The sequence below is a fragment of the Sorangium sp. So ce296 genome, assembly GCF_051529605.1.
In the GTDB taxonomy this organism is placed as follows: Bacteria; Myxococcota_A; Polyangia; order Polyangiales; family Polyangiaceae; genus Sorangium; species Sorangium cellulosum_D.
This window is the reverse complement of sequence record NZ_CP150325.1, coordinates 2,412,817-2,428,091: the sequence shown is the minus strand read 5'-3', so window position 1 is coordinate 2,428,091 and position 15,275 is coordinate 2,412,817. Positions and strand designations below refer to the sequence as shown.

Here is a 15,275-nt window from a genome sequence, read left to right as displayed (position 1 = left end):
GGCGGCAGCGAAGGCGCGGCGCGCGGGTCAGTCGCCGAGGTCGACGACCTCGAGCCCGTTGTGCCCGAGCGAGCAGAGGGCGCGATCGCCGTCGACCGTCACCCGGTAGATGTACGAAGAGAGCTCGCCCTTGGTCTCGTAGGTCAGCGCGTCGAGGTCGGAGGCGTCGATGACGGCGAGCGAGGGGGGGCTGTAGCTGGAGACGAGGAGGCGCGTCCCGTCGGCGAAGAGCGGCGAGCTGTGGGTCAGCTCCGCGAACGGCTTCCTCACGAGCTCGATGCGGCCTTCCTCGAGCCCGCTGGCCACGAGCATCCCGTACGGCACCTCGCCGTTCTCGACCACGTAGTTCAGGTAGGTGAACATGAACACGCGGTCGTCGCCCACGGACACCTGCCAGATGCCGGCGTCGCCGTCGATCGGGTGCTCGTCGCGGAGGCGCGCGGTCTTGCTGCCGACGTCGAGGAGCTTGATCGTGCGGCTCATCCCTTTGCAGATGCCGGCGCCCGACCACTCGTGCGGGTCGGTCGGCTTGAAGTCGACGTTCTGCGCGAACGCCCTGTAGCAGGCCTCGGGGCTCGGCACCTGGAGCTCGAACGGCTCGTAATCGACCGTGAGCGCGCGGCCGAGCGCGCCGTCGAAGGCGAGCAGCGACCCGGGCACGTTGACCGGCGCCCGCACGACCGGCGAGGACGGGTCGGACACGTCGATGCGGTCGAGGTAGAAGCGCGCCTTGGAGGCGTCGTCGGGCAGCGGCACCCAGTGCGAGGTCAGCACGGTGGTGCCGTCGAGCTGAAGGCCCGTGTACCCAACGCCGGAGGGCAGCGCCACCGAGCGGTGCGCCGGGTTCGACGGATCGGAGAGGTCGATGACCTCGAGCGACGGCTCGGCAGACACCGGCTGCCCGCCGCCGCCGACGCTGACGTCGCCGCCGTCGTAGTCGCCGTAGTAGTAGTACTGGTCGTTGGTGTTGCGGAGCACGAGGGTGCTCCCTGCCTGCACCACCGTGTCGCCCGTCGGGACGACGGCGCCGTAGGAGTACCCGTAGCCGTAGAGCGCGACGCCGCTGAACGGCAGCTCGCGGTGGCTCGCGATCCGGGGCGATTCGGGGTCCCTGAGATCGATGACGGCGACGTGCGCCTTGGGCGTCTCGCCCGTGTGCGAGGGCCAGAGCAGGTAGGCGTGTTGCCCGTGCGCGAAGAGGCGCGCGTCGGCGAGGCCGTATCCGTAGCAGCTCCCCTCCGAGTCGGTGGCCAGCGCCGCGAGGTCGAGCTTCCCGATCGGCTCGATGCGGCCTGGATCCGCGGCCGGCGCGATCTCGAGCTGCGGGCTGCTGGTCCACCAGTCCGCGCTCATGCGGACCACGAGATCGCCGGTGACGACCGCGTTGCTGACGACGGTCGTGAGGGTGAGGTCGGCGACCTCGACCGGGGCGTCGCGGTCGTCGATGTTGAACGTCCCGACCTCCTGATCGGAGACGGCGAAGAGCCGCTCGTCGTGGACGAAGGCGCGCCGCGCCTGGCCGCGCGCGGGGGCCGAGCCGCGCTTCGTCAGCGTGTCGGCCGTGAAGTCGATGAGCTGGACGCCGCTCTTGTACGTGCCGCAGCCGATGTCGCCGCGCTGCTCCCAGCCGCTGTAGGGCACGAGGATCGTGCCGAGGTCGTCCAGGATGGTGAAGGCCTTGTGGATCCGGTCCTGGTCCTCGGCGAAGCTCCCCCACGAGCCGCCGAAGTGGACGCGCTCCAGCATCGTGGGGGCCGTGAGGTCCGAGACGTCGAAGAGCGAGACGTGGAGCGACCCCTCGGTGGAGGCGTTGTCGAACCCGAGGGCGAGCACGCGGTCGCCGCGCGGCTCCATGTGGTAGACCCAGCCGGGCATCTCGAGCTCGCCGAGCTGGGCGGGGTGCTCCGGGTCGCTGAGATCGATGGTGAACAGCGGGTCGGTCTGCTCTGCCGTGATGGCGTAGGCGCGGTCGCCGTCGAAGCGGACGGAGCGCAGCGACTCGGGCTTGGGGAGGCGGAGCTCGGTGTAGCCGAGGGGGGTGAGCTCCTGCGAGGACGCGACGGCGAAGGTCTGGACGCCGGGCTGCGCCGCGTTGTTCCACCAGAGGCCGGGCTGGCTGACGACGCGGAGGACGCCCTCGTGCTCGTCCATCTGCCAGCGGCTCTGGATCTGGCCGGTGGCCTCGACGGTCGTGCCTTCCACGAGGTCGCCGCTCGGGTCGGAGATGTCGATGACCTGGATGGTGGAGTGCCCCTCGTCGGTGCCGTCCCACTCGATCCCGGAGACATACATGCGCTCCTGGGTGACGGTCACGCTGCGGCGCCACCCGTAGCCGTAGGGGTCGTTGTCGCTGAAGCTCATTTTGTCGACCACCCGGATCGCCTCGGGGTCGCCGACGGCCAGGGAGGTGACGGTGGTGTTCGGCGAGCTCCCGCACCCCCAGCAATAGTTGTTCTCCAGGGTGACGGCATAGAGCACGTCGCCGACGATGCGCGAGTCGGAGACGGTGCCCGGCAGGTTGAACGAGCCGATCAGGCGGATGTCCGCCGGGTCGGAGACGTCGAGCGCCTCGATGCGGCTCGACTCCGAGTAGGTGTACTCGCCGGTGTCCTCATCGTAGAGGTACTGCGTCCACGACGAGAACATCGCGTAAACGATGCCGTCGCGCAGGTACATCTCGAAGGGCATCCCGCTCGCCTGGTAGCGCCCGAGGAGCTTCAGCCGGTCGCGCCGCGAGATGTCGATGACGCTGAGCCCCGCGTACTGCGAGAGCGCGTAGAGCTTGCCGTCCTTGACCTGGATGATGTCGGCCTCGGTGATAGCGCGCTCCGGGTCGTCGTCGCCCGCTCCCTCGTCCGGCGCCCCGGCGCCGTCGCCGGCGCCGGTGCTTCCGGCGCTGACGCTGCCGCCGTCGTCCTCCCCTCGGCCGTTGTTCCCGTTCGGATTGCCAGAGATGAAGTCGGTCGGAGCGTCGTCATCGGGTTGATTCCCCGTCGAGCCTCCCACCACCACGCAGCCGGCGAGTCCGGCCGATGCCGCTGTCGCCGCGACGACGAGCCAGCCGGCGTAAGTTCTAGACAGGAAGGTCATAGTTCACCTCGTTCACGAAGACACAGGGCGTCATGGCCGCGCCGGTGCGTGCTGCGCTGTCCGCGTCCCGTGCCGGCGCACAAGCAAGCGGCAGGCCAGGCAGGAGGCCGCAGAAATGCTCGGCTTCCGACGGGGTGCGCTCGGTCTGTGCCAGAGTGTGCAGCCCCGCGGCGGCCGCGGCAGGCGCCCGCGCGCGCGGCGTGCGCCTCGTCGCAGCCGGAGCGCCTCCTCCCGGCGGAGCGCTCGTGGCCTGGAGGGCGGCTCGCCGCTTGCAGACGCAGAAAGCAGAAAGCAGAAACCAGAAAGCGAGAAAGCGGCTCGTCACGGCGGGAGGGCGCGTCCACGCTTCGGGGACACGCCGGCGCGGGCCCGTGAAGCGGCCGGCGAACCCTGGCGCCTGCGGCTGCCGGGTGGCACGGTCGAACCCTTGATAGGAGGCTTAACGATGGATCTGTTCAGCAAGCGTCATCGGCTCGTGGTTGGAATGCTCCTGCTCTTCGTTCCCCTGCTCACCGGCGCCAAGGGCAAGGGCTGTCAGGGCCCGGGCGACGGCGGACCTGGGGACGGCGGGTCTGCGGGCGGCGAGCCTGGGGACTGCAGGCCGACCGGCTGCAGCGGGCAGATCTGCGCCGATGCCGGTGACGAGGTGGTCACCACGTGCGAGTGGCGCGAGGAGTACGCGTGTTTCGACAAGTTCGGCGTGTGCGAGCGGGGGGCGTCGGGCGAGTGCGGGTGGCGCGAGACGCCGGAGCTCGAGGCGTGCCTCGGGGGCGGCGAGCCTGCCCCGTGCGTGGTGGGCGGCTGCAGCGGGCAGCTCTGCGTCGAGGCCGATAACGACCTGGCCACCACGTGTGAGTGGCGCGAGGAGTACGCGTGTTACCAGGAGCACGGCGTGTGCGAGCGGGGCGCGTCGGGCGAGTGCGGGTGGCGCGAGACGCCGGAGCTCAAGGCGTGCCTCGGGGGCGGCGAGCCCGCGCCGTGCGTGGTGACCGGCTGCAGCGGGCAGGTCTGCGCCGATGCCGGTGACGAGGTGGTCACCACGTGCGAGTGGCGCGAGGAGTACGCGTGTTACGCGGAGCACGGCGTGTGCGAGCGGGGCGCGTCGGGCGAGTGCGGGTGGCGCGAGACGCCGGAGCTCGAGGCGTGCCTCGGGGGCGGCGAGGCTGCCCCGTGCGTGGTGACCGGCTGCAGCGGTCAGATCTGCGCGAGCGAGGACGTGGCCACGGACTGCCAGTGGCTCGAGGAGTACGCGTGTTACGACAAGCACGGCGTATGCGAGCGGGGCGCGTCGGGCGAGTGCGGCTGGCGAGCGACGCCGGAGCTCGAGGCGTGCGTCGAGGCGGCAACCGGCGACTGAACGCCGGTCGGCGGGCGTTGCATCCGGAACAGCGGTGACGCGTGCGCCACGGACGACGACTGCGCCGTCGGCGGCTGCGGCGGGGAGCTCTGCCACAACCCCGCCGTGAGCGACGGGGCCTCGACGTGCGACTGCTCCAGCCCGGGGCTGGCCTGCGGGTGCGCGGATGGCGTCTGCACTTTCTGGAACTGAGGTCGCCCAGCCCTCGTGCGGCAGCGCGCCGGGGACGTCCTCTATCCCGGCAAGCTGACGAGTGATGTCATCTCCCGGCGAGCTGACGAGTGATGCCATCTCTCAGAGAGCTGACGAGTGATGTCGACGAGCTCCTGCGGAACGCCTTCGCGCCGTTTACCCGCCTTCGGTTGAGCGAGATCGACATCACGATATCGCGCGGGCTCGCCGCGCGACGGCGATGTTCCGGGGAAATTCCTACTCCCCCACGAGCCGCAGCCCCACCGGCAGCCCCTCTCCGAAGAACGCCGCGCGCTCGGCCTCCTCGACGGCCACCACCTCGCGCACGGCCCTCACCCACGCCTCGGGCGCGCCCGCCTTCACGAGCCGCCGCTCCACCTCGCCGCGGATCCGGTCCGAGACGTCGCGCGCCCGGTCGCCGGTCCTGCGCGCGAGCTGCACCGCGGCCGGCGCGGCCGACGGCAGCTCCTGCCACTTCTCGCGCAGCAGGTGATCCAGCCACCGCTCGGCCGCCGCCGGCGACACCACGTGGTGCACGCTCGCGTAGGCCGGCACGCGCGCCCCGATGCGGCCGATCGCCGCCCAGAGCCGCGCGTCGCGGTCGGTCCAGGTGCGCTCCAGGATCCACGCGCCGAGCTCGCTCCGCCGGCCGGCCGGCACGCGCTCGAGCGACGCGCAGAGCTCGAGCAGATCGTCGAGCGCCTCCGGCTTCACCCCCTTCGGCTTCTTCAGCCGCTGCTCGGCCGGCGCCAGGAACGGATCCGCCAGATCCCGGATCGCGACCTGCAGCGGCTCGTCGAGGCCGCCCGCGATGCGGCGCCACGCGATCCAGAACTGCTGCCATGAGCGCGCCTCCTGCGGGAACGCGAGCCGCTCGGCGAAGAGCGGCGCGACCGCGGCGACGCGCGCCGGATCGCCCGCGTCGCCGAAGCCGGGGCGCAGGCAGTAGCCGGCGAGCGACCAGAACAGGCGCTCGTGATCGGCCGAGCGCCGCCGCGAGCGCGCGCTCGGGGCGAGCGTGTCGAACAGCGCCCGCGCCGTCTCCGTCGTCCAGGTGGCGCGCTCCCCGAGCACGCGCTCGAGCTCGCGGACGAGGTTCTTCACCTCCCGCGGCGCGACGTCGGGCCGCCCCTTGCCGAACACCCGCTCGATCGCCTCCCGCGCCTCGTCGAGGCGCCTCCCGCCCTGCGCCGCCCCGGCGGGAGGCCTCGCCTGCGCCCGCTCCGGCAGCCCGCCCTGCGCCCCCTCCGGCGGGCCGCCCGGCGCGCCCCCCTCGCCGGCGGCGGCGCGCGCGCCGCGGCCGTCCTCGCGCAGCTGGAACGCCAGCCGGAAGCGGCGCGGCGCCGGGACCCCCACCTCGACGCAGGCGAGGTCCAGGGTGCCGATCGCGGTGAGCTCCCCCTCGATCTGGACGCGCACCTCCGCCTGCTTGCCGGCCGCGGCGCGCGCCGCGTCCCCGGCGTCGAACGCCACGGCGACCGGCGGGAGGGCCTCGAACCGGTCGTCCTCGAGCGGGACGAGGTCGCCGGCGCGATCGGCGCGCGCGTCGTCCGACGCGAACAGGTCGAACCGGACCGGGCGACCCACGACGAGCGCGAACGTCCGCCCGGCCGCCGCGTGCACGCTGCCCTCCTTCGCGCCGCGCGGCACCACGCACACCGCGGGCCGTGGCCCCCCGCCGGCGGGCGGCTCCAGGCCGACGTAGTAGCCGCGCGCCGCGCCGCCCTCGATGCGCACGCCGCGGCCGGCGAGCGCGAGGCCGTACGCGACCGCGCCCCGCGCCACCGCGAGGTCGGGATCGGCGTGCGGGAGCACGTCGAGCCGCGGCCCCCCGCACGGCCCCCCCCAGCGCTCGATGACCTGCGCGAGGCGCTCCGCGACGCGGCGCGCGCGGAAGACGCCGCCGTTCAGGAGCAGCGCGGTCGGCCCTCGCGCCTCGGGGGCGTGGCGCGCGAAGAACCAGGCGACGTGCCGGGTGATCGCCACGTCGCGCTCGTAGGGCAGGCCGAACGCGACGAGCCCGCTCCGGCCGCGCTGCGGCCGGGCGTCGCGCGGCGCCTCCGGGAAGAAGCCGTCGAGCACGATCGCCTCGACCTCCTCGCGGCGGAGGCGCGTCGTCAGCGCCCCGCCCACGAGCCGCGCGCCGTGCGAGAGCACGGTGACCGGCGCCTCGTCCGGCGGGGCGGGCGCGGCGCCGCCGGACGAGGCGCCGCCGCCGGCCGGAGCGTTGCCGCCGGCCGCGGCGCCGCCGCCGGCCGGAGCGCCGCCGGACGCGGCGCCGCCGCCGAGCAGGCGCTCCTTGGCGGCGCGGCAGGCGAGCACGAGCTGCCCGAACCGCGCCGGGTCGAGCTTCTCGCCCGTGCCGCCGACGAGGCGCGGCTCGCAGAGGTGGGCGAGCGCGAGGTCCATGTTGTCGCCGCCGAGCAGGAGGTGGTGGCCGACGGCGACGCGCGAGACCTCGACCGGGCGGCCCTCCGCGGCGCCGGCGCCCCGGGCGACCCGGATGAGCGACAGATCGGTGGTGCCGCCGCCGACGTCGCAGACGAGGACCGTCGCGTCGCCGCCCGAGCGGGCGAGCAGCGCGTCGAGGCCCTCCGCGCCGGCGAGCCGCATGAAGTCGTAGAACGCGGCCTGCGGCTCCTCGAGCAGCCGCGCCGAGAGGCCGGCGCGGCGGGCCGCCTCGACGGTGAGCTCGCGCGCGACCTGATCGAACGAGGCCGGCACCGTGAGCACGACCTCCTGCGCCGCGAGCGGGCGATCCGGGAAGGCGTCGTCCCAGGTGCGGCGCACGTGGGCGAGGATGCGGGCGCTCGCGTCGAGCGGCGAGGCGCGGGGCAGGGAGGCTGCGTCCTCGGCCGCGCCCCAGGGCAAGACGGGCGCCGTCCGGTCGACGGCGGGGTGGCAGAGCCAGCTCTTCGCCGAGGCGATGAGCCGGCCGGGGACCTCGCCGCCGCGCCGGCGGGCGTGCTCGCCGATGGCGAAGGGCGCGTCGCCGAACGGGTCGGCCGGCGCCTCGCCGGGGAGGGGCGCGTAGAGCAGGGAGGGCAGCAGCGGGCGCGCCTCGACCTCGGTGGCGGTCACGAGCTGCGGGATGGGGAAGACGCGGATCTCGCCGGGCGCGGCGTCGCGCTCGGCCCAGGCCACGACGGTGTGGGTGGTGCCGAGGTCGATTCCGACGATCAGGCTCGGGGTCTTCGCGGGGGCGGACATGCGTGCGCGCAGCAACGATACTGGATCGCCGCCGCGCCTTCCGCAGGTCCGGCGCGCGTCCCCGCCGCGGGCGCGCGCCAGGGGCGGGGACGCCCCGCCGGCGGGCGGCGCCGGCGCGTCCCCCGGGCGGCGCCGGCGCTCGTTCCGGCCGTCGCCGGCGCTTCTTCCGGGCGATGCCCCGTGCTAGAGGCGCGAAATGCGAGCGAACCGAGCGATCTGGCTGGTGGTCATGGGCGTCCTTGCGGCGGGGTGCGGGTCGGCGAACGCCGAGATGTCGCTGGCGGCAAGCGCGACGCCGCCTCCACCGCCGCCCCCGCCGGCGCCCGTCCAGCCGGCGGCGCCTGCCGAGGCGGTCATCGAGGGGGATCGCATCAAGATCGCCCGGCCCATCTTCTACGACCTCGACAAGGACGAGATCCGGCCCGAGTCGTTCTCGGTCCTCGACGCGGTGGCGAACATCCTGAGGACGCACCCGGAGATCACCGCGCTGACGGTCGAGGGGCATACGGACAACCAGGGGTCGGTGGAGCACAACATCAAGCTGTCCGAGCGCCGCGCGAACGCCGTGGTCCGCTACCTGGTCCAGCGCGGCGTCGCGACGCCGATGACGGCGCCGGGGTACGGCGCCGCCGCGCCGGTCTGCTTCACGAACGACGAGGGCTGCCGCGCCATGAACCGGCGCGTGGAGTTCCGTATCAAGACGAAGTGACCTCCGGTCCACACCGTCGATCGTGCCTGCTGGCCGAGCCCTCCGTGCGTCTCGACAACAGGCCAGGTTAACCCGGATCCCCCCTCGAAATCGACTGCTTTCCGCCGCCTCGCGCCGGGATTGCGAGGCTCGCCGCGTTTGCCACGGTCGCCGCGCGGGCCGCGCGGGCCATGTGGGTCGCGTCGGCCCGTCGGCCCGTCGGCCCGTCGGCCGCGGTGCGATGCGATGTCCTGTCGCGTCGTCGCCTCGTGAGTCGCACGGCGCGCGAGGGCGCCTGTCTCTCTGTGCGCCTGTGGGACAAGCGACTCCCAAAATCGCTTGTGCTGCAAATTTATATTGAACGATGTGTCGCGATGATGGTTAATACATCACGGGAATACGCGCGCTGAGTGCGACGCGCCGGTCCGAACAACTCATTGCATTGCATGGTGGGTCATGGCGAGCGTTCGTCGTCGTCCTGTGGGGATCGCTTGTCTCGTTCTCTCGTGTCTCGCGTGGCTCTCGCCGCGCGCTGCGGCTGCGCACCACGTCGAGCACCTCGACTGGGCGGAGCGCCTCGTCGACAACATCGATCCTGAGAACAACGAGTACAACTCGACTCCTAGCTTCATATCCTGGGCAGGCGTCGCCGGCGCGCGGCGCTACGCGAACCGCACCCAGTGCGCCACCTTCCTGACGCAGCTGCTCAAGCGGAGCTACGGCTGGACCGAGTCGTCGTTCGACGACTGGCTGGGCAGCCGGAGCCCGAGCGCGGCCGCCTATTACGACGCCATCGTCGACGAGAACGGGTTCGAGAGGATCCGCGACCTCCGGGACGCGCGCGCCGGCGACGTCATGGCCATCCGTTATCCAGAGGGCGAGTCGGCGACGGGGCACGTCGCGATCCTCCGCCGGGCGCCGAGGGTGAGGCTCCCGGCGAGCCCCCTCGTCGCGGGCACGTTCCAGTACGAGGTGAGCGTTGTCGACTCGACGAACTTCCAACACGGCTCGTCCGACTCCAGGTACTCCTCGGGCGGCCGCTGGGCTTCCGGCGCGGGCTACGGCGTGATGCGCCTCTACACCAACTCCACCGCTGCCGTCGTCGGGCACACGTGGAGCACGGCCGCCGTCACGGCCTACTATCCGGCGGCGGTGCGCCAGGTGGCCATCGGCAGGCTGGTGCTCCCCGACGAGGCCCGGTAGGACGACGACTGATTGTCCGGGCCAGCAGGCGCCCGGCGCCCGCCTCCCGATCGTCGTCGAGAAGCGCTATGCAAAAATCTCTCCACGCTGTAATATGCGGTTGTCTGCCGCACACGAGCGGTGCGCTGGAGCGCGCCGGAGCGCCGCGTTCCTGCCGGAAAACCGCCCCCGGACGCGCCCGCAGGCCCCGTTGACAACCGGAGCCGCTGGGGTCTAGAGTGGCGGCCCTCTGAGCTTGCTCGGAGGCCCCAAGCCCAACAATCATCGGCTTAACCAACCCGGGGGCAGCTCTGCCGCCGGGTTTTTTTCTGTCGCTGATGGGGAAGAAGCCCTCCGCTTTCGACCCAGCTTTCGACTCCACCGAATCCACGGAGACCGCGCGTTCATGAGCAATCAGTACGGCCACTTCGACGACGAGAGCCGCGAGTACGTCATCACCCGGCCCGACACGCCGCTGCCCTGGCTCAACTACCTGGGTTCGGACGAGATGTTCGGCCTCTGCACCAACACCGCGGGCGGCTACACGTTCTGGAAGGACGCCAAGCTGCGCCGGCTCACCCGGTATCGGTACAACAACGTACCCATGGATATCGGCGGGCGCTACCTCTACGTCAACGACGGCGGGGTGGTGTGGAACCCCATGTGGAAGCCGCTCAAGACGGCCCTCGATCGCTACGAGTGCCGCCACGGCCTGGGATACACGAAGATCACGGGCGAGAAGAACGGCGTCGAGGTGGAGGTCCTCTACTTCATCGTCCCCGGCGAGAACGTCGAGATCTGGCGCACCCGGGTCACGAACAAGAGCGGCTCGAAGAAGGACATCCAGCTCTTCTCCTTCCAGGAGTTCTGCTTCTTCGAGGCGCTCAACGACATGACGAACTACCAGCGCACCTACTCGATCGGCGAGGTGGAGATCGACGGGAGCGCCATTTACCACAAGACCGAGTACCGCGAGCGCCGCTCCCATTACACGCTCTTCGCCTGCACGCGGGCCATCGACGGGTTCGACACGAGCCGCGACGCCTTCTGCGGCAGCGTCCACCACGGCCTGCACGAGGCCCAGGTCCCGCTCCGGGGCAAGGCCACGAACTCGAAGGCGTTCGGCTGGAACCCGATCGGCAGCCACCAGGTGAGCCTCTCGCTCGCCCCCGGCGCGAGCGAGACCCTGAGCTTCGTGCTCTCGTACGTGGACCAGGGGGATCTGCCCAAGTTCAAGGCGCCCTTCGTCCTGAACAAGCAGAAGGGCAAGGAGATCCTGGCCAAGTACTCGGCGCCCGGCGTCGTGGACGGGGCGTTCGCTCAGCTGAAGGAGGACTGGGCGGGGCTGCTCGCGAACTTCCAGGCCGACTGCCCGGACGAGCACGCGCGGCGCATGCTCAACACCTGGAATCAGTACCAGTGCATGGCGACCTTCAACCTCTCGCGGTCGGCCAGCATGTACGAGACCGGCATCGGCCGCGGCATGGGCTTCCGCGACTCGAACCAGGATCTCCTCGGCTTCGTGCACCTCGTCCCCGAGCGCGCCCGCCAGCGCATCCTCGACATCGCCGCCACGCAGCTGAGCGACGGCACCTGCTACCACCAGTACCAGCCGCTGACGAAGAAGGGGAACGCCGACATCGGCGGCGACTTCTACGACGATCACCTGTGGCTCATCCTCTCCACGTGCGCGTACATCAAGGAGACCGGCGACAAGGGCATCCTCAAGGCGGCGGTGGGCTACGCCGACAAGCAGGGCTCCAAGGAGGACCTCCTGCACCACCTGGAGACGTCCATCGCGTACACGATGAAGAAGCGCGGCCCGCACGGCCTTCCGCTGATCGGCCACGCGGACTGGAACGACTGCCTCAACCTGAACTGCTTCAGCACCGAGCCCAACGAGAGCTTCCAGACCGCGGGCGACGTGAAGGACTCGAAGGCCGAGTCGGTGATGATCGCCGGCCTCTTCCTCTACGCCAGCCGCGAGATGGCCGCCCTGTACGACTGGATGGGCCAGAAGTCCGACGCGGAGCGGATGCGCGGGCACTACGCGGAGATGCTGGCCGTGGTCGAGAAGGAGGCCTGGGACGGCGAGTGGTACCGCCGCGCCTACGACGCCGAGAGCCGGCCGGTCGGGAGCAAGGAGAACGAGGAGGGCAAGATCTTCATCGAGAGCCAGGGCTGGTGCGTGCTCGGCGGCGCCGGCGCGGAGAACGGCCGCGCCAGGCAGGCGATGGAGAGCGTGCACAAGCACCTCTACACGAAGAACGGCATCGTGCTGCAGCAGCCCGCGTACTCGACCTACCACCTCGAGCTCGGGGAGGTCACCTCGTACCCGCCGGGCGTGAAGGAGAACGCCGGCATCTTCTGCCACAACAACACCTGGATCCACCTGGGCTGGTGTCTGCTCGGCGAGGGGGAGCGCGCGCTGGAGTACTATCTCTCCATCTGTCCTTCGGCCAAGGAGAGCCAGATCGAGACCTACCGGGCCGAGCCCTACGTCTATGCGCAGATGATCGCGGGCAAGGACGCTCCGGTCTTCGGCGAAGCGAAGAACGCCTGGCTCACCGGCACCGCGGCGTGGACCTTCGTGTCCGTCAGCCAGGGGATCCTCGGCGTGCAGCCCCAGTACGACGGCCTGAAGCTGGATCCGTGCGTGCCCAAGGCCTGGAAGAGCTTCTCCATCTCCCGCCGCTTCCGCGGCGCCACCTACGAGATCAGCGTCAAGAACTCGGGGGTGTGCAAGGGCGTGAAGAGGCTGACCGTCGACGGCAAGACGGTCGCGGGCAACGTCATCCCGCTGGCCCAGGCCGGCGCGACGGTGCGCGTCGAAGTCGAGATGGGCTGACGCTCGCCCCTGGTTTCCGGGGAGGTCTTGCCGACCTCCCCGGGGGCCTACCGTGGGCGGACAACCAGAGACGAGTTTTGGGAGGTCGGGGGGTGATCGCCCTGCGGTGAAGCGACCCACCTCCCGTTCAACATGACCCGATTCACGCGGCGCATCGCGCGGATGTCGGCGAGCGGGTCGCCCTCGAGCAGGACGAGGTCGGCGAGCTTGCCCGGCTCGACGCTGCCGAGCCGATCGTCGATGCGGAGATACCTGGCGTTCTCCAGCGTGGCGGCGACGAGGACCTCCATCGGCGATAGGCCGCTCTCGACGAGCAGCTCCATCTCGCGCTGATACGCCCACCCGCGCGCGGCGCCCGGCACCGCGCCGTGAGAGCCGACGACCACCCGCACGCCGGCGCGGCGGGCGGCGGCGGTGAGCTTCATCATGGTCTCGAAGCCGCGCACCTCGACGTCGGTCACCCCCTGGCCGCCAGCGCGGCGCTCGAAGATGGCGAGCGTGGGGGTGACGAAGGTGCCGCGCGCCGCGAGCAGCCGGAGCAGCTGCGCGGTCCGGGGCGCCTCGAGCGAGATGCCGCGGAAGATCTCGTAACGGCCGGGAAAGCGCGCCTCGTTCTCGGCGATCACCGACTGCCGGTAACGCTCCGCCTCGCGCGGCGGCACGAGCGCCGTCCCCAGCGAGGTGATGTGCTCGATGCCGTCCAGCCCCGCCCGGGCCGCCGCCGCCGCGTCCACCGTCTCCAGGTGGCCGACGGCGACCACGCCGCGGGCGTGCGCGGTCTGCGCGACGGCCTCGACGAGCCCGAGCGGCAGCCGGAAATAGACCTTGATCCCCGACGCCCCGCGCTCGACCAGCTGCTCGACCGCCCAGCGCGCCTCCGCCGCGTCGCGCACCAGCATCGCGCTCTCTGGGTAGGCAGGGGCCGGCGCGTCGAGCATCGGACCCGTCAAGAAGAGCCGCGGCACCGGGCCGAGCCGGCGCGCGGCGTCGTACGCCTCGATCCAGTTCCCCGGCTCGCGCAGCGAGGTGACGCCGCGCCGGAGGACGAGGCCGGGCAGCCCGTCGTCGCCGCCGAGGTGGAAATGCGCGTCGATGAGGCCAGGCAGGACCCAGAGCCCCGCGCCGCGGACGAGCTCCGCGCCGGCCGGGACGTCCGTGGCGGCGCGCGCGCCCGCGGCCACGACGCGGTCGCCGCGGACCACGACGACGGCGTCCCGCACGGGCGGCCCCCCGCGGCCGTCCACGAGCGTGGCCCCGACGATCGCGACGGAATGCGCGGCGTCCGGCCGCGCGGGGGGGTTGAGCTCCCGCGCGGGCGGGAGCTTCGGCGGCCCTTCCGGCGAGGGCCACTGCACGGGCGCGCTCGCGCAGGCGCACAGGCCCGCGAGCGCCGCCAACAGACACACGCGCAACCGAAAGCTCATCGTGCCCTCCCCCGTGTCCCCCGACCGCGACGGGCCACGCGAATCGCCGGAGCCCCGCGACGCGCGTGGAGCCGTATCGCTCTCGCCCAGCGCGCGCGCCCGCGGGCGAGGCCGGATGCCGCGATCGTGCGCGATTGCGCGCCTCGCACCTCTCATCATAGCATCTCCGGCCCGCAGGGCCGCGATCACGAGCGTTTTCCAACTTCCACCTTCAACTCGAAGGCGCGCTCCCGTCGACGTCCGCCTCCATCTCCAGATTCGCTCGATGCATCGATTCGCGGCGACGCTGCGGGCGCCGCCGGTGCGTGCCCAGCGCCTGTCCGGGCTCCGGCGCGCCGCGTTTCGTGGAGCACAGGGAGGCTCGTAACTCGCGACTTGCTGGATTCGGCCCGGCGCCCGAACCCTTTGCAGGTGCGCAGCGCGCGTGAGCGCAGGCGCCGTGGTCGCGGCAATGGGCGCTCTCCACAGGATGACGACTTCGGTGGTGCGATGGCGCGGCGCCGGCGTCAGGCGATTCCTGAGCCGTGCAGGCGCCGCCGGGCTCGTCCGAGAAGCTCATGCCTTGGTGTTTGGGTCGCACTGGATCGGTCGAAGCGCGGGATGTCGATTCGGTGAGCCGCTTCGAGATAGTTGAGCGTCACAGCCGGGGTGGAGTAGTGTGCCACCGCTGGCGCGCGGGATAGGCCGCGACCGGCGGGTCCCGTTGGGACCGGCTGACGAAGCGACTCTTGACGACTGGCGCTCATTCAAGCGCGCTGGAGGACATCATGCGTAATATCAAACTTATCAGCGTTGGCTCGATGGCTCTCATCCTTGGTGCGGCCGCCTTCTCCGCGGGGTGCGGGGACGACTCCGAAGGGGGCGGCGGGACCACCGCGAGCAGCACGAGCGCCACGTCCGGGACGACCGGCACGACCGGCACGGGCGGCGCGGGCGGCGAGGGAGGCAGCAACGAGGGCGGCAGCAACGAGGGCGGCAGCAACGAGGGCGGAGCCGGCACGGAGTGCGTGACCTGCTCGGCGCCGCTGCTCGGCAATGATGACCCGGCAGATCTGTGCGAGTCCTCGGTGGACGAGTACGAGGCCGTCACGACGTGCATCTGTACGGAGTGCGGCGCGGCCGAGGGGGATCCCTGCTTCGACAGCTGTGCCGGCACCGTCGACGAGCCGAGCGACGAGTGCACGGCCTGCGGCGTCGCGGCCGCCCTCACCGACGGGGGCGCTTGCAAGGCCGAGGGCGACGCGTGCGCCGCCGACGAGGGCGAGTGACCCCCGCACCCTGAGG

8 protein-coding genes are annotated in these 15,275 nt (G+C 71.8%); 5 read left to right on the top strand and 3 right to left on the bottom strand.

Features of this window, described 5'->3' with window-relative positions:
- Positions 1-27: 27 nt before the first annotated feature.
- Positions 28-3,090: a beta-propeller domain-containing protein gene (locus WME98_RS09305; RefSeq protein WP_437950946.1), complete on the bottom strand. Its 3,063-nt coding sequence runs from the start codon at positions 3,088-3,090 to the stop codon at positions 28-30.
- A gap of 445 nt (positions 3,091-3,535) precedes the next feature.
- On the opposite strand from WME98_RS09305, the gene WME98_RS09300 reads away from it, so the two are divergent.
- Positions 3,536-4,447, top strand: a complete 912-nt coding sequence (locus WME98_RS09300) for a hypothetical protein (RefSeq protein ID WP_437950945.1) — start codon at positions 3,536-3,538, stop codon at positions 4,445-4,447.
- A 429-nt stretch (positions 4,448-4,876) separates the two neighbouring features.
- Here WME98_RS09300 and WME98_RS09295 read toward each other — a convergent pair whose 3' ends face one another.
- Positions 4,877-7,849, bottom strand: a complete 2,973-nt coding sequence (locus WME98_RS09295; RefSeq protein ID WP_437950944.1) for an Hsp70 family protein — start codon at positions 7,847-7,849, stop codon at positions 4,877-4,879.
- Between the two features lie 196 nt (positions 7,850-8,045).
- On the opposite strand from WME98_RS09295, the gene WME98_RS09290 reads away from it, so the two are divergent.
- The 3 genes from WME98_RS09290 to WME98_RS09280 all read left to right on the top strand — a co-directional run bounded on the left by WME98_RS09290 (position 8,046) and on the right by WME98_RS09280 (position 12,567).
- Entirely contained in the window at positions 8,046-8,558 is a 513-nt protein-coding gene (locus WME98_RS09290) for an OmpA family protein (protein ID WP_437333041.1), read from the top strand.
- 459 nt (positions 8,559-9,017) lie between these two features.
- The gene (locus WME98_RS09285) at positions 9,018-9,740 is read left to right on the top strand and encodes a hypothetical protein (RefSeq protein WP_437950943.1); all 723 of its coding nucleotides are present in this window, start codon (positions 9,018-9,020) and stop codon (positions 9,738-9,740) included.
- Positions 9,741-10,125: 385 nt separating this feature from the next.
- Entirely contained in the window at positions 10,126-12,567 is a 2,442-nt protein-coding gene (locus tag WME98_RS09280) for a GH36-type glycosyl hydrolase domain-containing protein (RefSeq protein WP_437950942.1), read from the top strand.
- A 47-nt stretch (positions 12,568-12,614) separates the two neighbouring features.
- Here the strand turns inward: WME98_RS09280 and WME98_RS09275 are convergent, their stop codons facing one another.
- The gene (locus WME98_RS09275) at positions 12,615-13,991 is read right to left on the bottom strand and encodes an amidohydrolase family protein (RefSeq protein ID WP_437950941.1); all 1,377 of its coding nucleotides are present in this window, start codon (positions 13,989-13,991) and stop codon (positions 12,615-12,617) included.
- An 800-nt stretch (positions 13,992-14,791) separates the two neighbouring features.
- On the opposite strand from WME98_RS09275, the gene WME98_RS09270 reads away from it, so the two are divergent.
- Complete coding sequence (locus WME98_RS09270) at positions 14,792-15,259, top strand: hypothetical protein (RefSeq protein ID WP_437950940.1); 468 nt, start codon at positions 14,792-14,794, stop codon at positions 15,257-15,259.
- Positions 15,260-15,275 lie beyond the last annotated feature (16 nt).